The 18,818-nt window shown below is 68.7% G+C and carries 28 protein-coding genes; 25 read left to right on the top strand and 3 right to left on the bottom strand.

Translation table 11 applies throughout. The annotated features are described in order from the left end of the window. The first annotated feature begins 54 nt into the window (after positions 1–54). From rplN to D5S19_RS29515, 24 genes are all read left to right on the top strand, one after another. Positions 55–423: a 50S ribosomal protein L14 gene (gene rplN / locus D5S19_RS29400; RefSeq protein ID WP_098511599.1), complete on the top strand. Its 369-nt coding sequence runs from the start codon at positions 55–57 to the stop codon at positions 421–423. Beyond that, positions 423–737, top strand: coding sequence for a 50S ribosomal protein L24 (rplX, locus tag D5S19_RS29405; protein WP_005166786.1), 315 nt, complete (start codon positions 423–425; stop codon positions 735–737). The genes rplN and rplX overlap by 1 nt, the downstream gene beginning before the upstream one ends. Before the next feature lies 1 nt (position 738). Continuing rightward, positions 739–1,302, top strand: coding sequence for a 50S ribosomal protein L5 (gene rplE, locus D5S19_RS29410; RefSeq protein ID WP_098511597.1), 564 nt, complete (start codon positions 739–741; stop codon positions 1,300–1,302). A 4-nt stretch (positions 1,303–1,306) separates the two neighbouring features. Next, the gene (locus tag D5S19_RS29415) at positions 1,307–1,492 is read left to right on the top strand and encodes a type Z 30S ribosomal protein S14 (RefSeq protein WP_098511596.1); all 186 of its coding nucleotides are present in this window, start codon (positions 1,307–1,309) and stop codon (positions 1,490–1,492) included. Between the two features lie 95 nt (positions 1,493–1,587). Further along, the gene (gene rpsH / locus D5S19_RS29420) at positions 1,588–1,986 is read left to right on the top strand and encodes a 30S ribosomal protein S8 (protein WP_020662789.1); all 399 of its coding nucleotides are present in this window, start codon (positions 1,588–1,590) and stop codon (positions 1,984–1,986) included. Positions 1,987–2,002: 16 nt separating this feature from the next. Further along, positions 2,003–2,542 carry a 50S ribosomal protein L6 gene (gene rplF / locus D5S19_RS29425; RefSeq protein WP_098511594.1) on the top strand — a complete coding sequence of 180 codons (540 nt, stop codon included), beginning with the start codon at positions 2,003–2,005 and terminating at the stop codon, positions 2,540–2,542. 2 nt (positions 2,543–2,544) lie between these two features. Next, positions 2,545–2,946 (top strand): 50S ribosomal protein L18, encoded by a 402-nt coding sequence (gene rplR, locus D5S19_RS29430; RefSeq protein WP_098511593.1) that lies wholly within the window; start codon positions 2,545–2,547, stop codon positions 2,944–2,946. Between the two features lie 31 nt (positions 2,947–2,977). Continuing rightward, positions 2,978–3,619 (top strand): 30S ribosomal protein S5, encoded by a 642-nt coding sequence (gene rpsE, locus D5S19_RS29435; RefSeq protein ID WP_098511592.1) that lies wholly within the window; start codon positions 2,978–2,980, stop codon positions 3,617–3,619. Between the two features lies 1 nt (position 3,620). Continuing rightward, on the top strand, positions 3,621–3,806 hold the full coding sequence (gene rpmD / locus D5S19_RS29440) for a 50S ribosomal protein L30 (protein ID WP_033291195.1): 186 nt from the start codon (positions 3,621–3,623) through the stop codon (positions 3,804–3,806). After that, on the top strand, positions 3,803–4,249 hold the full coding sequence (gene rplO, locus D5S19_RS29445; protein WP_098511591.1) for a 50S ribosomal protein L15: 447 nt from the start codon (positions 3,803–3,805) through the stop codon (positions 4,247–4,249). The genes rpmD and rplO overlap by 4 nt, the downstream gene beginning before the upstream one ends. A 359-nt stretch (positions 4,250–4,608) precedes the next feature. Then, positions 4,609–5,916, top strand: a complete 1,308-nt coding sequence (secY, locus tag D5S19_RS29450; RefSeq protein WP_120026621.1) for a preprotein translocase subunit SecY — start codon at positions 4,609–4,611, stop codon at positions 5,914–5,916. Beyond that, a complete protein-coding gene (locus D5S19_RS29455; protein WP_120026622.1) occupies positions 5,913–6,467 on the top strand; it encodes an adenylate kinase in 555 nt (184 codons plus the stop codon). The genes secY and D5S19_RS29455 overlap by 4 nt, the downstream gene beginning before the upstream one ends. 44 nt (positions 6,468–6,511) lie before the next feature. Continuing rightward, complete coding sequence (gene map, locus D5S19_RS29460) at positions 6,512–7,288, top strand: type I methionyl aminopeptidase (protein WP_120026623.1); 777 nt, start codon at positions 6,512–6,514, stop codon at positions 7,286–7,288. A 249-nt stretch (positions 7,289–7,537) separates the two neighbouring features. Next, positions 7,538–7,759 carry a translation initiation factor IF-1 gene (gene infA / locus D5S19_RS29465; RefSeq protein WP_098511584.1) on the top strand — a complete coding sequence of 74 codons (222 nt, stop codon included), beginning with the start codon at positions 7,538–7,540 and terminating at the stop codon, positions 7,757–7,759. A 37-nt stretch (positions 7,760–7,796) separates the two neighbouring features. Further along, entirely contained in the window at positions 7,797–7,910 is a 114-nt protein-coding gene (rpmJ, locus tag D5S19_RS29470; protein ID WP_004558882.1) for a 50S ribosomal protein L36, read from the top strand. Between the two features lie 198 nt (positions 7,911–8,108). Next, positions 8,109–8,489, top strand: coding sequence for a 30S ribosomal protein S13 (gene rpsM, locus D5S19_RS29475; RefSeq protein WP_098511583.1), 381 nt, complete (start codon positions 8,109–8,111; stop codon positions 8,487–8,489). After that, positions 8,486–8,674, top strand: a complete 189-nt coding sequence (locus D5S19_RS29480) for a hypothetical protein (protein ID WP_098511581.1) — start codon at positions 8,486–8,488, stop codon at positions 8,672–8,674. Before rpsM ends, D5S19_RS29480 begins: the two co-directional genes overlap by 4 nt. A 17-nt stretch (positions 8,675–8,691) precedes the next feature. Further along, a complete protein-coding gene (gene rpsK, locus D5S19_RS29485; protein ID WP_098511580.1) occupies positions 8,692–9,096 on the top strand; it encodes a 30S ribosomal protein S11 in 405 nt (134 codons plus the stop codon). 23 nt (positions 9,097–9,119) lie between these two features. Beyond that, positions 9,120–9,725 carry a 30S ribosomal protein S4 gene (gene rpsD, locus D5S19_RS29490; RefSeq protein WP_120026624.1) on the top strand — a complete coding sequence of 202 codons (606 nt, stop codon included), beginning with the start codon at positions 9,120–9,122 and terminating at the stop codon, positions 9,723–9,725. Positions 9,726–9,816: 91 nt separating this feature from the next. Then, positions 9,817–10,893, top strand: a complete 1,077-nt coding sequence (locus D5S19_RS29495; RefSeq protein WP_120026625.1) for a DNA-directed RNA polymerase subunit alpha — start codon at positions 9,817–9,819, stop codon at positions 10,891–10,893. Between the two features lie 41 nt (positions 10,894–10,934). Next, positions 10,935–11,510 (top strand): 50S ribosomal protein L17, encoded by a 576-nt coding sequence (rplQ, locus tag D5S19_RS29500; RefSeq protein ID WP_120026626.1) that lies wholly within the window; start codon positions 10,935–10,937, stop codon positions 11,508–11,510. 66 nt (positions 11,511–11,576) lie between these two features. Beyond that, the gene (gene truA, locus D5S19_RS29505; RefSeq protein WP_120026627.1) at positions 11,577–12,419 is read left to right on the top strand and encodes a tRNA pseudouridine(38-40) synthase TruA; all 843 of its coding nucleotides are present in this window, start codon (positions 11,577–11,579) and stop codon (positions 12,417–12,419) included. Positions 12,420–12,462: 43 nt separating this feature from the next. Beyond that, the gene (locus D5S19_RS29510) at positions 12,463–12,666 is read left to right on the top strand and encodes a DUF1778 domain-containing protein (RefSeq protein ID WP_120026628.1); all 204 of its coding nucleotides are present in this window, start codon (positions 12,463–12,465) and stop codon (positions 12,664–12,666) included. Positions 12,667–12,679: 13 nt separating this feature from the next. Then, positions 12,680–13,081, top strand: a complete 402-nt coding sequence (locus D5S19_RS29515; RefSeq protein WP_233574237.1) for a type II toxin-antitoxin system death-on-curing family toxin — start codon at positions 12,680–12,682, stop codon at positions 13,079–13,081. On the opposite strand, the gene D5S19_RS29520 is transcribed toward D5S19_RS29515, so the two are convergent. From D5S19_RS29520 to eccE, 3 genes are all read right to left on the bottom strand, one after another. Then, positions 13,078–14,499 carry an alpha/beta fold hydrolase gene (locus D5S19_RS29520; RefSeq protein WP_233574238.1) on the bottom strand — a complete coding sequence of 474 codons (1,422 nt, stop codon included), beginning with the start codon at positions 14,497–14,499 and terminating at the stop codon, positions 13,078–13,080. The genes D5S19_RS29515 and D5S19_RS29520 overlap by 4 nt on opposite strands. Before the next feature lie 77 nt (positions 14,500–14,576). Beyond that, positions 14,577–15,296: a hypothetical protein gene (locus D5S19_RS29525; protein ID WP_120026630.1), complete on the bottom strand. Its 720-nt coding sequence runs from the start codon at positions 15,294–15,296 to the stop codon at positions 14,577–14,579. Beyond that, entirely contained in the window at positions 15,293–16,522 is a 1,230-nt protein-coding gene (eccE, locus tag D5S19_RS29530; RefSeq protein ID WP_120026717.1) for a type VII secretion protein EccE, read from the bottom strand. The genes D5S19_RS29525 and eccE overlap by 4 nt, the downstream gene beginning before the upstream one ends. A 607-nt stretch (positions 16,523–17,129) precedes the next feature. On the opposite strand from eccE, the gene eccB reads away from it, so the two are divergent. Continuing rightward, positions 17,130–18,764 carry a type VII secretion protein EccB gene (gene eccB / locus D5S19_RS29540; RefSeq protein WP_120026631.1) on the top strand — a complete coding sequence of 545 codons (1,635 nt, stop codon included), beginning with the start codon at positions 17,130–17,132 and terminating at the stop codon, positions 18,762–18,764. Positions 18,765–18,818 lie beyond the last annotated feature (54 nt).

The following is an 18,818-nucleotide window of genomic DNA, read 5'->3' on the forward strand; positions in this document are numbered from 1 at the left end:
TCGCGACGGTGTCTATTCACCACGTGAGAACCAGCGCGACATACAGGAGTTGACGTGATCCAGCAGGAGTCGCGGCTTCGGGTTGCCGACAACACGGGTGCGAAGGAAATCCTCTGCATCCGCGTTCTCGGCGGGTCCGGGCGGCGCTACGCCGGCATCGGCGACATCATCGTCGCCACCGTGAAGGACGCCATCCCGGCTGCCGGGGTGAAGAAGGGCGACGTCGTCAAGGCCGTCATCGTCCGCACGGTGAAGGAGCGGCGTCGGGCCGATGGCTCGTACATCCGCTTCGACGAGAACGCCGCCGTGCTCATCAAGAACGACAACGAGCCCCGGGGCACCCGCATCTTCGGCCCGGTGGGCCGCGAGCTGCGCGACCGAAAGTTCATGAAGATCATTTCGCTCGCGCCGGAGGTGCTGTGATGAAGGTGAAGAAAGGCGACACGGTCGTCGTCATCGCCGGCAAGGACAAGGGTGCCAAGGGCAAGGTCATCCAGGCCTACCCGGAGCGCGAGCGAGTGCTGGTCGAGGGCGTGAACCGGATCAAGAAGCACACCCGGATCAGCCAGACCCAGCGGGGCGCGCAGTCCGGTGGCATCGTGACCCAGGAGGCGCCCATCCACGTGTCGAACGTGATGGTCGTGGACTCGGACGGCAAGCCGACCCGGGTGGGTTACCGCATCGGCGAGGACGGCAAGAAGGTCCGGGTCTCGCGCCGGAACGGCAAGGACATCTGACATGACCACCGCAGAGAAGATCGTGCCGCGTCTGAAGACCCGGTACCGCGAAGAGATCAAGGGTGAACTCCAGAAGGAGTTCGCCATCCCCAACGTGCACCAGATTCCCGGCGTCGTGAAGGTCGTCGTGAACATGGGTGTCGGGGACGCCGCCCGCGACAGCAAGCTGATCGAGGGCGCGGTCCGCGACCTCTCCCTGATCACCGGCCAGAAGCCGGAGGTCCGGAAGGCCCGCAAGTCCATCGCGCAGTTCAAGCTGCGCGAGGGCCAGCCGATCGGTGCGCGCGTCACGCTGCGCGGCGACCGGATGTGGGAGTTCCTCGACCGGCTGCTGACCATCGCGCTGCCCCGTATCCGCGACTTCCGCGGCCTGTCGGCCAAGCAATTCGACGGCAACGGCAACTACACGTTCGGTCTCAACGAGCAGTCGATGTTCCACGAGATCAACCCCGACGACATCGACCGTCCGCGCGGTATGGACGTCACCGTCGTCACCACTGCCACCACCGACGACGAGGGCCGGGCGCTGCTGCGCAAGCTCGGCTTCCCGTTCAAGGAGAACTGAGCCGATGGCCAAGAAAGCGCTGATCAGCAAGGCCGCGCGGAAGCCGAAGTTCGCGGTGCGCGGCTACACCCGCTGCAACCGGTGCGGGCGTCCGCACTCGGTGTTCCGCAAGTTCGGGCTGTGCCGGATCTGCCTCCGGGAGATGGCGCACGCGGGCGAACTGCCCGGTGTCCGCAAGTCCAGCTGGTAAGGCTCGAAACTCTATTTCCCAGTTCGCCACAGGCCCCACCGCTGCCGACCCAGGGCAGGGGTGGGGAACCAGGCGAGAAAGGTTGACAGGTCACCATGACGATGACCGACCCCATCGCAGACTTCTTGACCCGTCTGCGCAACGCGAACTCGGCCTACCACGACGAGGTCGTGCTTCCGCACTCGAAGATCAAGGCGAACATCGCCGAGATCCTCAAGCGCGAGGGCTACATCGCGAGCTACCGCGACGAGCCGGGTGAGAAGCACAAGAACCTGGTCGTCGAGCTGAAGTACGGCCCCAACCGGGAGCGCAGCATCGCCGGTCTCCGGCGGGTGTCCAAGCCGGGTCTGCGGGTGTACGCAAAATCGACCGAACTGCCGTCCGTGCTGGGTGGCCTCGGCGTCGCGATCATCTCGACGTCCGGTGGCCTGCAGACCGACCGGCAGGCCAAGCGCAACAACGTGGGCGGCGAAGTCCTCGCCTACGTCTGGTAAGGGAGGGGGCACAGACATGTCACGCATCGGAAAGCTGCCGGTCGCCGTCCCCTCCGGGGTCGAGGTGACCATCGACGGTCAGCACATCCAGGTCAAGGGGCCCAAGGGCACCCTGGAGCACACCGTCGCCGAGCCGATCGTCGTCGAGCGCGGCGAGGACGGCGCCCTGCTGGTGAAGCGCCCGGACGACGAGCGCACGAGCCGGGCCCTGCACGGGCTCACCCGCACGCTGGTGAACAACCTCGTGGTGGGCGTGACCCAGGGCTACGAGAAGAAGCTCGAGATCCACGGCGTCGGTTACCGCGTGCAGGCCAAGGGCTCGGACCTCGAGTTCGCCCTCGGCTACAGCCACCCGGTGAAGATCGAGGCCCCGGAAGGCATCACCTTCAAGGTGGAGACGCCGACCCGGTTCTCGGTCTCCGGCATCGACAAGCAGAAGGTCGGCGAGACGGCCGCGGTCATCCGCAAGCTGCGCCGCCCGGACCCGTACAAGGGCAAGGGCCTGCGCTACGAGGGTGAGAAGATCCGCCGCAAGGTCGGAAAGACGGGTAAGTGATCATGAGCGACACGACTACCACGAAGCGCAAGCCGGTCGGCAAGGACATCTCGACCCGCCGCCGCGTCGCGAAGACCCGTCGGCACTTCCGCCTCCGCAAGAAGGTCGGCGGCACCCCGGTGCGGCCGCGGCTGGCCGTCAAGCGGTCCTCGCGGCACATCGCCGTGCAGGTGATCGACGACCTCGCCGGCCACACGCTGGTGTCGGCGTCCACTCTCGAGGCGGACCTGCGGTCCTTCGAGGGCGACAAGAAGGCCAAGGCCGCGAAGGTCGGCGAACTCGTCGCCGAGCGGGCCAAGGCAGCAGGCATCGAGGCCGTGGTGTTCGACCGGGGTGGCAACGCCTACCACGGCCGCATCGCCGCTCTCGCCGACGCCGCTCGTGAAGCGGGGTTGAAGTTCTGATGCACATGCTCGTGAATGGAAGGAAAGCCTGATGCCGGGACGTACACGGCAATTCGGCGGCGGCCAGGGCGGACCGGGTCAGGGCGGCAACGACCGCGGTGACCGGCGGGACCGTCGCGACCGGCGCGACGGCGGCCGTGGCGGAGCGGCCCAGGACAAGTCTCCGCACCTCGAGAAGGTCGTGACGATCAACCGCGTGGCCAAGGTGGTCAAGGGTGGTCGTCGGTTCAGCTTCACCGCACTGGTGGTCGTCGGCGACGGCGACGGCCAGGTCGGCGTCGGCTACGGCAAGGCCAAGGAAGTTCCCGCGGCCATCGCCAAGGGCGTCGAAGAGGCGAAGAAGAACTTCTTCCGCGTGCCTCGCGTCGGCGGCACCATTCCGCACCCGATCCAGGGTGAGGAGGCCGCCGGGGTGGTGCTGCTGCGTCCGGCGTCCGCCGGTACCGGGGTCATCGCCGGTGGTCCGGTGCGCGCGGTGCTGGAGTGCGCGGGCATCCAGGACGTGCTGTCGAAGTCGCTCGGCTCCGACAACGCGATCAACATCGTGCACGCGACCGTGGCGGCCCTCAAGGGCCTGCAGCGTCCGGAGGCAGTCGCGGCCCGCCGTGGCCTGCCGCTCGAGGACGTCGCGCCGGCCCGGATGCTGCGTCAGCGTGCCGGCCAGGGGGTCTGACATGGCTCAGCTGAAGGTGACCCAGGTCAAGAGCAAGATCGGCACGAAGCACGCGCACCGCGAATCCCTGCGTACCCTCGGGCTGCGCAAGATCCGCCAGAGCGTCGTGCGTGAGGACACCCCCCAGGTGCGCGGCCTCATCCACACCGTCCGCCACCTGGTGGAGGTCGAGGAGGTCAAGGCATGACGGCCATCAAGATCCACCACCTGCGGCCCGCCCCCGGCGCCAAGCGCGACAAGATCCGGGTCGGCCGTGGTGAGGGTTCCAAGGGCAAGACCGCCGGTCGCGGTACGAAGGGCACCAAGGCCCGGAAGAACGTGCCCGCCGGGTTCGAGGGTGGGCAGATGCCCATCCACATGCGGCTGCCGAAGCTGCGCGGCTTCAAGAACCGGTTCCGCACCGAGTACCAGCCGGTGAACGTGGGCGACATCGCCCGGGTGTTCGCCGACGGTGGTCAGGTCGGCCCGGCGGAGCTGGCGGCGAACGGGCTGGTCCGCAAGGGCAAGCTCGTGAAGGTGCTCGGCAACGGTGAGGTGAACGGCGTCAAGCTGGACATCACCGCCGACGCGTTCTCCGGCTCCGCCAAGGAGAAGCTCGAAGCTGCCGGTGGCTCGGCCACCGTCAACTGAGCAGTGCGCTTTCCGCTGTAGTGGCCCACCCGGCAGCCGCCGGGTGGGCCACTGCGCTTTTCCCTGCCGGGCAGCGGAAAACCCGCCGAATGCCCGCGGCCGAACAGGTGAGGCCGGCGCCTTCGAACGGCCTCACCTGCACCGTCCGGCCGGCGCGCCGGACCCCTCTGGCGCGGCAAACGTACACACGCTGCGGGCCGGACTGTCGAAGCTGTTAGAGTCGGCGGCACGCTTCCGGGACCGGTGTGCCCTGAAGCGTTCCTGGCTTGCCTGCCAGTGAAATAGAGTTCCTGTCGGCTCCGTGCCGACCAAGCCGATCGTCGGTCGGGACGACTGACGACGCCGAGGAGGTCCCCCGCGTGCTCAGCGCCTTCCGCTCGGCTCTCGCGACGCCGGATCTACGTAAGAAGATCCTGTTCACGCTAGCCATCGTCGCGGTCTACCGGATCGGTGCCGCCATTCCGGCCCCGGGGATCTCCTTCTCCGCCGTCCAGGCGTGCACCAACCAGGCTGACCAGCAGGGCGTGTACCAGCTGCTCAACCTGTTCAGCGGTGGTGCGCTGCTGCAGCTTTCGCTGTTCGCGACGGGCATCATGCCCTACATCACGGCGAGCATCATCGTCCAGCTGCTCACCGTGGTCATCCCGCGGTTCGAGGAGCTGAAGAAGGAAGGCCAGTCCGGCCAGAACAAGCTGACCCAGTACACCCGGTACCTGACGATCGCGCTGGCGATCCTGCAGGCCACCGGCGTGGTCGCGCTGGCCGACCGCGGCACCCTGTTCCAGGGCTGCTCGCAGCAGATCATCCCGGACAACGGCATCTACTCGCTGGCGCTGATCGTGATCACCATGACCGCGGGCACCGCGGTGATGATGTGGCTGGGCGAGCTGATCACCGAGCGCGGTGTCGGCAACGGCATGTCGGTGCTGATCTTCCTGAACATCGCCGCGCGCATCCCCACCGAGGGCGCCAACATCCTGAGCAACGGCGGCGGCATCTCGCTCGTCGTGGTCTGCGTGTTCGGCCTGGTGATCATCGCCAGCGTCATCTTCGTGGAGCAGGGCCAGCGGCGGATCCCGGTGCAGTACGCGAAGCGGATGATCGGCCGGCGGATGTACGGCGGTACCTCCACCTATCTGCCGATCAAGGTGAACCAGGCCGGTGTCATCCCGGTCATCTTCGCTTCCTCGCTGCTGTACCTGCCGCAGCTGATCAGCCAGCTGATCGGGGATCCCAACAGCAACTCCGGCTGGCAGTCGTTCATCCAGAACTACATCGTCAACCAGGGCAGCTGGGTGCACATCCTGCTGTACTTCGCGCTGATCATCTTCTTCACGTACTTCTACATCACCATCACGTTCAACGTGGACGAGCGGGCCGAGGAGATGAAGAAGTTCGGCGGCTTCATCCCGGGCATCCGCCCCGGCCGCCCGACCGCCGAGTACCTGAGTTTCGTGCTCGGCCGGATCACCCTGCCGGGCTCGCTCTACCTGGGCATCATCGCGATCCTCCCGAACTTCTTCCTGTCCCTCACCGGTAGCGGGAACAACCAGAACTTCCCGTTCGGTGGCACGGCTGTGCTGATCATGGTCGGTGTCGGGCTCGACACCGTGAAGCAGATCGAAAGCCAGCTGATGCAGCGCAACTACGAAGGGTTCCTGAAGTGACGCGACTGGTTCTCGTCGGACCGCCCGGCGCGGGCAAGGGCACCCAGGCGGTGGCCCTGTCCGAACAGCTGCGGATCCCGCACATCTCCACCGGCGACCTGTTCCGCGCGCACGTCGGCCAGGAGACCCCGCTGGGCCAGGAGGCGAAGCGTTACCTCGACTCCGGTGAGCTGGTCCCGGACTCGGTCACCAACGAGATGGTCCGCGAGCGGCTGGCCGAACCGGACGCCAAGGCCGGCTTCCTGCTCGACGGTTTCCCGCGCAACACCAAGCAGGCCGAGGTGCTCGGCGAGATGCTGACCGAGGCCGACACCCGGCTCGACGCGGTGATCGAGCTGCAGGTGCCCGAGGACGTGGTGGTCGGCCGGCTGATGTCGCGTGGCCGCTCGGACGACACCGAGGACGTGATCCGCCGCCGCCAGCAGGTCTACGTGTCGGAGACGGCGCCGCTGCTGGAGTACTACTCGGCGATCCTGGTGACCGTGGACGGGGTCGGCGCGGTGGACGAGGTCTCCGGCCGGGTACTGGAAGCGCTGCGCGACCGCACGTGAATCTCGGAGGATTGCGTGTTCTGCAGGTGCTCCGCCGTGGGCGCATGATCGAGGTCAAGACCCGCGGCGAGCTGCAGGCGATGCGCGCGGCCGGGCTGATCGTGGCGCGCACCCTGGCCGCGGTCCGGGACCTGGCCCGGCCCGGGGTCAGCACCGCCGAACTGGACGAACTCGCCGAACAGACCATCCGCGACGCCGGCGCGGTGCCCTCGTTCCAGGGTTACCACGGTTTTCCCGCCTCGATCTGTGCCTCGGTGAACGAGCAGATCGTGCACGGCATCCCGGCGAAGGAGCAGGTGCTCGGCGAGGGCGACCTGATCTCGGTGGACTGCGGCGCGATCCTGGACGGCTGGCACGGCGACTCCGCGGTCACCATCGCCGTCGGCGAGGTCTCGGAAAAGGACCGGAAGCTGTCCGAGGCCACCGAACGGGCGATGTGGGCCGGGGTCGCGGCGGTCCGCGCCGGCGCCCGGCTCACCGACATCTCGCACGCGGTGCAGACCGCGGCCGAAAAGGCCGGCCGGGAGCACGGCGTCGGCTACGGGATGATCCTCGAGTACGGCGGGCACGGTATCGGCAGCCAGATGCACATGGAGCCGTTCCTGCCGAATGTCGGCAAACCGGGCAAAGGCCCGCGGCTCAAGCCCGGCATGGCGCTCGCGGTCGAGCCGATGCTGACCGGCGGCGGGGGTGAGACCGAGGAGCTGGACGACGGCTGGACGGTGGTCACCGCGGACGGTTCGCGGGCCGCGCACTGGGAGCACACCGTCGCGATCACCGCGGACGGGCCGTGGGTGCTGACCGCTCCCGAAGAGTCCTGACCCGGCTGCGCACCGGATCGCCGGTGGTCCGCGCAGGGGAGTAGCCCGACCCCCGTTGGCGCCGCATTACATGGGTTGCGTACACTGTCAAGTCGGCGCGCTCGTACGCCGGTTCCAGCCTGCTCGTGAATCGTCGCGAACAACGGAGTCGGAGGTGGAGTGTGCCGGACGCACCACCCAGTAAGCAAGGACTCGAGCTCGAGAACGATCACGCCGGGCACTCGGGCGTGTATCAGGATTGCGGAGGACATGGCTAAGAAAGACGGGGCCATCGAGGTCGAAGGCCGCGTGGTGGAGCCGCTCCCCAACGCGATGTTCCGTGTCGAACTGGAGAACGGCCACAAGGTTCTCGCGCACATCAGCGGCAAGATGCGGCAGCACTACATCCGCATCCTGCCGGAGGACCGGGTACTCGTGGAGCTTTCGCCCTACGACCTGTCCCGCGGCCGCATCGTCTACCGCTACAAGTGATCGCGCGAGAGCAGAGAAGAGCAGGAAGCAGGAAGACGTGAAGGTCCAGCCGAGCGTCAAGAAGATCTGCGACAAGTGCAAGGTGATCCGCCGCCACGGCCGGATCATGGTGATCTGCGAGAACCTGCGTCACAAGCAGCGTCAGGGCTGAGCACCGCACCTGCAGCAGGCCGCTTGACGGCTACCCACCCTCCCCGCACCTGCCGGGCCGCGTAAGCGGTCCGGCGCACCCCCGGACTTCAGGCCGGGGCCGGGACACCCGAGGCGCAAGCCACGGGCACGACAGGCGAGTCGGTTCCGGAACCGGTCGGGGAGCAGACCTGAAGACGAAACCGAAGAAGGAGCACCAGTGGCACGACTCGCTGGCGTCGACCTCCCCCGCGAAAAGCGGCTGGAGATCGCGCTGACCTACATTTACGGCATCGGCCGTACTCGCTCCAAGCAGATGATCGCCGCCGCCGAGCTGAACGCGGACACCCGCGTGAAGGATCTCAGCGACGAGGACCTGATCAAGCTGCGCGAGTACATCGACGAGAACTTCAAGGTCGAGGGTGACCTTCGCCGTGAGGTGAACGCGGACATCCGGCGCAAGATCGAGATCGGCACCTATCAGGGCCTGCGCTGGCGTCGTGGTCTCCCGGTCCGTGGCCAGCGGACCAAGACCAACGCCCGTACCCGCAAGGGCCCGAAGAAGACGGTCGCCGGCAAGAAGAAGGCCGGCAAGAAGTGAGCGTCCGGGGCAAGAAGGCCGTGCGCATGGCAGGCGGCGCGAGCCGCCGCGCGACGGCTTGTGTCTCGCCCAAGGCGCTCTACGCCCGTCCGATGGCGCTGCGCGAGCTCTACACCGACGCCGGATCGATCATCCGGCGCGGGCAGCAGGAAGCCGTCGCCGAACACCTCCAGAACGCGCGTTAACAGGAGAACCCTCGAATATGCCACCGAAGTCACGCACTGCGGGGACCAAAAAGGTCCGCCGCAAGGAAAAGAAGAACGTCGCGCACGGTCACGCGCACATCAAGAGCACCTTCAACAACACCATCGTCTCGATCACCGACCCGACCGGTGCGGTGATCGCGTGGGCCTCGAGCGGGCACGTGGGCTTCAAGGGCTCGCGCAAGTCCACTCCGTTCGCCGCGCAGATGGCCGCCGAGAACGCCGCCCGCAAGGCGGCCGAGCACGGCATGAAGAAGGTCGACGTCTTCGTGAAGGGCCCGGGTTCGGGCCGGGAGACGGCGATCCGCTCACTGCAGGCGGCCGGCCTCGAGGTCGGCACCATCCAGGACGTGACCCCGCAGCCTCACAACGGCTGCCGCCCGCCCAAGCGGCGCCGGGTCTGAGGAACGGGGAGGAGTACTAAAACATGGCTCGCTACACCGGCCCCGCGACGCGCATCTCGCGTCGCCTCAAGGTCGACCTCATCGGCGGCGACCAGGCTTTCGAGCGTCGCCCGTACCCGCCCGGCCAGCACGGCCGCGGCCGGATCAAGGAGTCCGAGTACCTCCTGCAGTCGCAGGAGAAGCAGAAGGCTCGCTACACCTACGGCGTGCTCGAGCGGCAGTTCGTCCGGTACTACAAGGAGGCCGTGCGGCGTCCGGGCAAGACCGGTGAGGTGCTGCTGCAGATCCTCGAGTCGCGGCTGGACAACGTGATCTACCGCGCCGGCATCGCCCGCACGCGCCGCCAGGCGCGCCAGCTGGTCAGCCACGGCCACTTCCTGGTCAACGGCGTCAAGGTCAACGTGCCCTCGTACCAGGTGTCCAAGTGGGACATCATCGACGTGCGGCCGAAGTCGATGGGCATGCTGCCGTTCGTGGCGGCGAAGGAGTCCTTCGGCGAGCGCCCGGTGCCGGCCTGGCTGCAGGTCGTCCCGTCGAACCTGCGCGTGCTGGTGCACCAGCTCCCGGAGCGTGCGCAGATCGACGTTCCGGTGCAGGAACAGCTGATCGTCGAGCTCTACTCGAAGTAGGTTTCACCGGCGGCGGCGCGGACGGTGCGCCGCCGCCACGCCATCCCTTCGGCGTCATATGGCGGGCGCCGTCTGGAAAGGAACAAGGAAGATGCTGATTTCCCAGCGGCCGGCTCTCGGCGAAGAGACGGTCAACGAGACCCGCTCCCGGTTCACCATCGAACCGCTGGAGCCCGGCTTCGGCTACACGCTCGGCAACTCGCTGCGGCGCACGCTGCTCTCGTCCATTCCGGGCGCGGCCGTGACGAGCATCCGCATCGACGGCGTGCTGCACGAGTTCACCACCGTTCCCGGGGTGAAGGAAGACGTCACCGACATCATCCTGAACCTCAAGGAACTGGTCGTGTCCTCGGAGGAGGACGAGCCGGTCACCATGTACCTGCGCAAGCAGGGCCCCGGTGAGGTCACGGCCGCCGACATCGTGCCGCCGGCCGGCGTCACCGTGCACAACCCGGATCTGCACATCGCGTCGCTGAACGGCAAGGGCAAGCTCGAGATCGAGCTCGTCGTCGAGCGCGGCCGCGGGTACGTTCCGGCCCTGCAGAACAAGCAGGCGGGCGCGGAGATCGGCCGGATCCCGGTGGACTCGATCTACTCGCCGGTGCTGAAGGTGACCTACAAGGTCGAGGCGACCCGGGTCGAGCAGCGCACCGACTTCGACAAGCTGATCCTGGACGTCGAGACCAAGCCGTCGATCACCCCGCGGGACGCGGTGGCCTCGGCGGGCAAGACGCTGGTGGAGCTGTTCGGCCTCGCCCGCGAGCTGAACGTCGACGCCGAGGGCATCGAGATCGGCCCGTCGCCGCAGGAGGCGGACACCATCGCCGCCTACGCGATGCCGATCGAGGACCTGGACCTCACCGTCCGGTCCTACAACTGCCTCAAGCGCGAGGGCATCCACACCGTCGGTGAGCTCGTCTCGCGCAGCGAGGCGGACCTGCTCGACATCCGCAACTTCGGCGCCAAATCGATCGACGAGGTCAAGCTGAAGCTGGTCGGCCTCGGCCTGGCGCTCAAGGACAGCCCGCCCGGGTTCGATCCGTCCGCGGCCGCCGCCGGGTACGACGGCGAAGGCTGGGCAGCCGAGGGGGTCGCCGGGATCGGCGGCGGGATTTCGGACGAGGGCCACGACGATGGCCAGGACTACGCAGAGACCGAGCAGCTCTGAGGCCGCGTGCCCGGACGCTGTGAGCTGAACGAGGAGAACCCATGCCCACCCCTACCAAGGGAGCCCGGCTCGGCGGGTCGTCCGCCCACCAGCGGCTGATCCTGGCCAATCTGGCCACGCAGCTGTTCGAGCACGGCAGGATCACCACCACCGCGGCCAAGGCCCGCCGGGTCCGCCCGCTGGCCGAGAAGCTGATCACCAAGGCGAAGCGGGGCGACCTGCACAACCGTCGCCTCGTGCAGAAGGTCGTCCGGGACAAGGACGTGCTGCACAAGCTGTTCGCCGAGATCGGGCCGCACTTCGCGGAGCGCCCGGGTGGCTACACCCGGATCACCAAGACGCTTCCGCGCAAGGGTGACAACGCGGCGATGGCGGTCATCGAACTGGTCGCGGAGAAGACCGTGACCTCGGAGGCCGAGCGGGCGCGCAAGACCAAGTTCGCGAAGGACGCCGAGGCTCCGGCCGTCGTCGAGGAGTCCACCTCGCAGGAGTCCACCTCGGAGGAGTCCGCCGCCGAGGTGACCGAGGAGGCCGCCGCGACCGCGGAGACCACCGAGGAGGCTCCGGCCGAGGCCGCCGCCGAGACCGAGGCCGACGCGGACGCCAAGAAGGACTGAGTCCTGACGGCAACACCGGCATCGGACGAGCCCGCCACTCCCCCCGGGGAGGGCGGGCTCGTTCGTCTGCGCCTCGACGTCTCCTACGACGGCACGGACTTCTCCGGCTGGGCCCGCCAGCCCGGCCGCCGCACCGTGCAGGCTTGCCTGGAGGAGGCTCTGCAGCGCCAGCCACCGGGCGCCGAGGTACCGAAATCGGTCGTGGTGGCCGGCCGTACGGACGCCGGCGTGCACGCGAGCGGACAGGTCGTGCACGTCGACGTGGTGCCGCTGGTTCCGGCCGCACCCGGCCGGATCCCGGTGGACGAGCAGGGCATCCCGGACCTGACCCGGATGCGCGGCCGGTGGAACAAGCTGCTGCCCGCCGACGTCCGGGTGCTGCGGGCGAGCGTGGCCCCCGCCGGTTTCGACGCTCGTTTCTCCGCCGTCCGGCGGCATTACCGCTATCGCGTCTCGGACGCGCCGTGGGGCGTGGATCCGTTGCGCCGCAACGACACCCTGGCGTGGGGGCGTCCGTTGTCCACGGACCGGATGAACGCGGCCGCGCAGGATCTGCTGGGCCTGCAGGACTTCGCCGCGTACTGCAAGCAGCGCGAGGGCGGCACCACTATCCGCGAGCTGCAGCACCTCTCCTGGACTCGGATTGACGAGTACCTGGTGGAGGCCCGGGTCTCCGCGGACGCGTTCTGTCATTCGATGGTCCGCAGCCTGGTCGGTGTTCTCCTGCTGGTCGGAGATGGCCGCCGCGCCCCGGAGTGGCCGGGGGACGTACTGGCGAGCGGGCGGCGGGACAGCGCCGTCGCCCCGGCACACGGCCTCACCTTGACCGCGGTGGACTACCCCCCGGATGCCGAACTGGCGGCTCGCGCGGAGCAGACGCGCAACGTGCGTGGTGGGACTGGACAGTGAGCGACGTCGAGGCGCGTGATACCAGAGTGGTATCATCTTGGGTATGGCTATGACGTTGAGGCTGAGCGAGGAGCAGGAGCGCGCTCTGGGCATGCTCGCGGAGGTGAACGGGGTGAGCAAGCACGAGGCGGTGGTGCGGGCGATCACCGACGCCGCGGCTCGTCAGGTCCGGGATGAGCGGGTGCACAGCCTTTCGGTGGCCGGGCGGTCCCGGTACGCGGGCTTGCTCGATCGCTTGGCGCAGTAAAGTTCGAGCAGTAGTGAAGTTCGAGTATCTGACGCTGGACGATCTGCTCGCCCTCGCGGGTGATCTCGGAGTTTCCCGGGTGCGGGATCTCGGCTTGCTGGACGCGGCGGCGCACCGGCCGAAAGTGTCGCTCATGGGGCAGGACGCCTATCCCGAGCTGCACGACAAGGCCGCGGTGCTGCTGGAATCCCTTGTCCGGAATGATCCGCTGGTCGACGGGAACAAGCGGCTGGGCTGGATGTCGGTGTTCGTGTTCTACGGGCTGAACGGCTACGACCTGGATGCACTCGAGGACGACGCCTACGACCTGGTGATCGCGTCCGCGACCGGGACGTTGCCGTACCAGTCGGTGGCTGAGCGCCTGGCGAAATGGGTCCGCGCCGAGGACGCCCAGCCACCCGTGACCGGGTCCTAGGCCGCCGGCGGGATCGGGGCGCCGGGGCAGGTGGTGTCCGAGGTCTTGCCGGTGTCGAAGAACTCCACCGCCTTCGACGCGCATGGAAGGAACGGCAGCGAGCCGTGCTGGTCGTCCTCGATGGTGAGGAGCGAGCCGCCGATGTGGGCGCGCATTTCCTTGGCCCAGGGTAGCGGTGTTACCGACTCGTAGGCGTGCCCGACGAGCTGAAGCGGGCTCTTTCCCGGGGCGAAATGCCAAGGCGTGGCGGGCAGTGGCCAGCCGGCGCAGCGACCGTCGTATTCGCCGTAGCTGCCGGCGATGGGGAATTCGGCGGTCAGCGCCGTTCGGTTGCGCCAGTGCGTTTCGAAGTCGCGGGTGCCGGTCGATTCGTTGCAGAGCAGAGCATCTTGCTGGTCCCAGCCGAATGTCGGGTCCGGATGGTGCCAGTCGAAGCCGGTGCGGTCGGCCGGTGCCGTGGCGTGGGCGGGCTTACCGTCGCGGAGTTTCGCCAGGTCCTGAGCCGACCCCGGCCAGTCCTGGCGGGCAGAGGTGAGCAGGGGATCGATGTCGCCGTGGTCGATCTTCGCCCGCAGGTCCAGTAGCGTCTTGAGGACGGCGGCCTTCGTGGTGCCGAAGTGGTAGATCCGGTCGTTGCCGGCCAGCCAGCCGGCGAAGTCGTGGAATGTGTTCTCCTGCGCCGCCGCCGTGTCGTGATCGACCCTTGTGAGGTCCAAAGTGGACGCCATCACCGAGTCGAGCAGCATCTTGTCGACGTGGTCGTCGAACAGCGTGCGGTATTCCGCACCGAGCGCGGTGCCCCAGGAGACGCCGTAGTAGCCGATCTTCTCCTCGCCGAGCGCCTGCCGGATCCGGTCCATGTCGCGGGCGATGTTTCCGGTGGTCAGATTAGCCACGAACTCCGGATCCTTCGCCACGCATTCCCGGTACCGCGTGGCGTTCTTCTCGGATTTGAAACGGGCCTTTTCCTTCTCGGTCAGCGAAGAGTCCGGGCTCGCCCGGTCCCACTTACAGGACAGTGCCGCGCTGTAGCCGATCCCACGCGGCGAGAAGCCGATGAGGTCGTGGTGCACACCGATACCGGCTGCCTTCGAATCGAGTAGTTTTTTCGGCATGTCCATTCCGGAGGCGCCGGGGCCGCCCGGGTTGACGAGGATGGCCCCGTCCCGGGTGCCGGTGGCCTTGATCCGGCTCACCGCGAGGTCGAAGGTGCGTCCGCCCGGCTTCGCGTAGTCGACCGGAACCTTGATCGTGGCGCATTCGGTGCGCTGGTCGTCCGCGGGCCATTCGCCGGCGATCTTCCGGCAGGGCTGCCAGTGCAGGGTGTCCGCTGCCGTCGCGACCCCGGGTGCGAGTGGTACGAGCAGCAGTCCGGCGAGGGCCGGCCCGATGAGCTTCTTGATCAGCATGTGGCTCATCGTGGCCGATCCGTTGGTCCTAGGTGATCAGCCGATCGGCCGATTCGGGAACCGATCGGGCGATCATCGGCCGGTTTTCAGTCACCGCGGCGGACCGGTCCGAGTAGTTGTTGCTCTTTCTGTGTGGTGACCAGCCGCAGCGGGCGCCACAGATTGCGGCCGAGCGCCACCACCTGGTCGTCCTTGAGCGTGGTCAGCTGGCGCATCATCTGCGGGGGCAGGCGCCAGATCCGCGCGGCCAGCTCGGCCTGCCCGGCAGGAAGCCGTTGCATCAGTACCAGGTCCGCGGCGTTGGCCGTGGCGCCCGCCTGCGGGTGCAGGTACGGCAGCACGTACACCGTGGTCTGCCACGGCGACCGGGGCGGGAACAGGTCCTGCGGGGTCGGCCCGCCGTCGGTCACCACGAGCAACGGCGCGTCCTCGGACGGCCGCGGCAGCTCGACCGGGGACAGCCGGCGGATCTGCACCAGCGGGGACGACCGCCCATCGCGGGTGCCCGCGGCCTGCGAGAGTACCTGCCAGGCCGCCGGACGCCCGGTGGCCACGACCACCCACGCGCCGACCGCCATCGCGCGCATGGCCACCTGGCGGGCCAGATAGAGGCCGCCGACGAGCACGATGCGGGTGGGTGCCGAGCGCAGCGCGGACACGGTGAGCGGCTCGCCCTTGAGCCCGGAGCCGAGCACGATCCCGCCGCGGTCGCCGGACGGGCTGATCGCGTCCAGCATCGCCGGGTCGACGGAGAACTCCGGGGACACCCCGGCGTTCTGGACGACGTCACGCAACCGCATGCTCACGCGGTACCTCCGATCGGCAGGGTCGCGGCGAAGGCGGAGACCTGCAGGCCCCGCAACGGGGTCAGCTCGACCCCGAGCCGCTCCGAGATGCTCTGCAGCCGCTGGTCGGCGGCGTCGAGTTCACGCGGGTTGCGGGCGCTGAGCCGGACCACGCCGCGCAGGCCGATGCGGCCCTCGTCGGCGGAGGGCGAAATCGACATGGCGACCGTCGCGGACAAGGCCCGTACGCTGGTGAGTGCGTTGAGGCTGCCGGTTATCCTGCTCTTCGGCCAGTTCGTGATCGCGTAGCTGGAGTGCCCGATCCCGGCCGCGGTGACGCCGGTCCAGTTCTCCTGCAGGGTGACCTCCGTGGCCGAACCCGCGACCGAGGTCAGTTCCGCCGCCGAGATGCTGGCGCGCAACAGCTCGTCCGGATCGAGCGGACGCGTTGGCACGCCACGGGATTCGAGCGCGTTGCGCACCCGCGAAAGCGCGCCGATCAGCGCACGGTGCGCGCCGACGACGCCACCGCCACGCTCCCGGATCGCGGCCGGGCAGCGTTTCGGGTCGAGCCGGACGGCGATCCAGGTGGTGCGCCGAGCCGCCGCGGGCAGCGGGCCGAGCACCTCCATGTAGGAGCTGAGCGCGGGCGAATCCGACGGCAGCGCGGCCGAACCCGGGTAGCTGTGCCAGATCATCTGGATGGAGTCGAGCACCACTCCGCGGTCTTCGAGGCAGGGCGCCAGCGCGGACAGCGGCAGGCTGGGCGCGCCGCCGGCCTGGGTGATCAGCGCGGGCGTCGGCTCCACCAGCAGGACCGCGGTCCAGGTGCCGTCGGCCCACGCGATCCCGACCTGCTGGCGCTCGTGATCCACTCCGTGCGCGACGACCAGGTCGGGCACGGCCAGCCGCAGCAGGTTGACGCGGGCGTCCTCCGGGCCCGTGACCGCGCTCTCCTCGGGCAGCTCTTCGAGATCGGGCGGCGGCGGAGTCGCGACCCGGCCGTGCGAGCGGAACCGGTACCGCAGGGTCAGGCCGAGCCACTGGGTGAACCAGCTGCCGCCCCAGCGCAGGAAGGCCAGTACCAGCCCGAGCGCGGCCACCCCGATGGCGACGTACTTGAGCGACATGTCGATGGCGAGCAGCACGAGCCCGATCGTGACGCCGATCTCCAGCAGCACCAGGTTCGCGACCGGCAGCGCGCCGAGCGTGATCCCGCCGGAACGCTGCCGCAGCGGCGGGGAGATCCGGACGCCGGGGGGCTGAGGGGAGGGTTCGCCGTCCGGGGAACCGCCTGGACCGCCGGGGCCACCGGGACCGTTGCCGCCGGGACCACCCGGGCCACCACCGGAACCGCCGGGGCCGCCCGGACCACTCGGCCCGCCTGGGCCACCGCCACTTCCGCCGGGTCCGTTCGGGCCGCCGGGTCCGGGCCTGCCGGGTCCGTTCGGCCCACCGGGGCGTCCGGTCCGGGGTCCGTTCGGTCCGGGACCGCCCGGACCACTCGGCCCGCCGGGTCCACCAGGTCCACCGGGCCCACCAGGTCCACCGGGACCCCGAGGGGGCATCACCGGCACACCCGGCGGCACACCCGGCCCACCGGTTCTGCCGGGCCGCTGCGGCGGACCCGGGGGACGACCTCCGGGAGGCGGCGGCGGTCCCTGCGGACCAGGCGGACGTGGAGGCGTGCTGACGGACATCCGCGCGTCTGTTCCCCTCGTGAGTGCGATGTACCGGAAAGCCGATCCCGGGATGCCTGACCCTAGCCGGAGTTGGTAGAAACCCCACACCAGACGGTCCCCGTACGGCTATCCTGCGGAACCGTACCGCGACGGGGAGGACTGTAGGTCGAGAATGCCATCAACGCCCACGACTAAATCTCAGGTTCAGGCCTACAAGTTCGTGCTGCGCCGGATGCAGTCGGCGCTCGTCCGGCGCGACGCGGTGATGCTGCACGATCCGATGCGCACCCATTCCCGGGCGACCGTGGTCGGGGTCATCCTCGGCGTGCTCGGCGCGGTCGTCTTCGTGCTGTGGGGGTTGCTCAGCCCGGCCCCCTCGGTGCCCGCCTCGGAGAACATCGTGATCGGTGAGCAGTCCGGCACGGTCTACGTCGTCACCGGGAATCCGCAGCGGCTGATCCCCACCTTCAACCTCGCCTCCGCGAGGCTGATCCTGATGGCGCAGAAGCAGCAGGCGCAGCAACAGCAGGGCAGCGGACAGCCGCAACAGGGCGGGCCGCAGCAGGCGGTCGAGGTGAAGGCACCCACCGTCGTCTCGGATGAGCAGCTGAAGAACATCCCGCGCGAGAAGCTGACCGGTATCCCGGACGGGCCGCAGCTGTTGCCGAGCGGTGACCAGCGCATTTCACCCAACTGGGCGGTCTGCGACCAGGTGCGGCTGGACCCGAGCCTGCCGCAGCAGGACGCGCCCAACCAGACCGACACCGACGTGTTCGCCGGAGTGCCGAACCTGGGTCCCGAGCTGAAGGACAACGCGGCCCTGCTCGGCACCACCGGCAACGGCAAGACCTACCTGATCTACCGGCTCAAGCCCACGCAGAGCAGGCCGAACGCGGGCACGGTGCGGGCCGAGGTGCCCTCCGGCGGGAACGATCCGGTGCGCGCCGCGCTGCACCTGCCGGAGAAGGCCCGCAAGATGTCCCAAGCCTTCCTGAACGCGATCCCCGAGGTCTCCAAGCTGGTCCCGCCGACGGTGGCGAACGCGGGCGGCACGCCACCGCAGGGGCTCAGCGGGATGACCATCGGCCAGGTGTTCGCCACCCAGCCGACCGGCAGCCCGGAGCAGTTCTGGCTGATCAGCCAGGGCGGGATCCAGGAGGTGACGCCCGCCGTCGCGGACATTGTGCGCACCGCGGTGAACGGCAGCTCCAGCACCACGCCGGTGCTGCCGCTGCCCTCGATCAACGGGGTCCAGCAGCTGCGGCCGTCGGACCCGAACTACATCAAGGTGGACGACTTCCCGGCCCAGGTGCCGACCGTGCTGGACGCCACCCAGGGTTCGCCGGTGGCCTGCCTGGGCTGGTCCTACGACGAGGGGAAGAACGAAGCGCACACCTCGGTGTACGTCAGCGACAAGCTCCCGGTGGACAACAACGCGGACGGCTCGTCCAAGCTGCTCAACGTCAGCAGCACCGGGCCGAGCGGGCTGCCGATCACCGGTTTCTACATGCCGCCCGGCCGCGCCGCTGTGGTGCAGTCGGCGACCGACGCGAGCGCGACCTTCAAGAAGGGCCCGATCCAGCTGATCTCGGACCGCGGGATCCGTTACGGCGTCCCGGATGTGACGACCGCGGACAGTCTCGGCCTCGACCACCGGCTGCCCGCCCCCGAGTCGATCATCGGGCTGTTGCCCACCGGGGCGTCGCTGAACACCCAGAACGTGCTCAAGCAGTTCGACACGGTGCCGATCGACCCGAACGCCGGGTCGTTCCCGCAAGCGAAAAACCAGCAGGCAGCCGGGAACTGACCGGGCAGTCCGTCCGTCCACTCCACACATGACCCTGGTGGAGCGGAGGATGCC

The organism is Amycolatopsis panacis (assembly GCF_003600245.1).
Lineage (GTDB): Bacteria > Actinomycetota > Actinomycetes > Mycobacteriales > Pseudonocardiaceae > Amycolatopsis > Amycolatopsis sulphurea.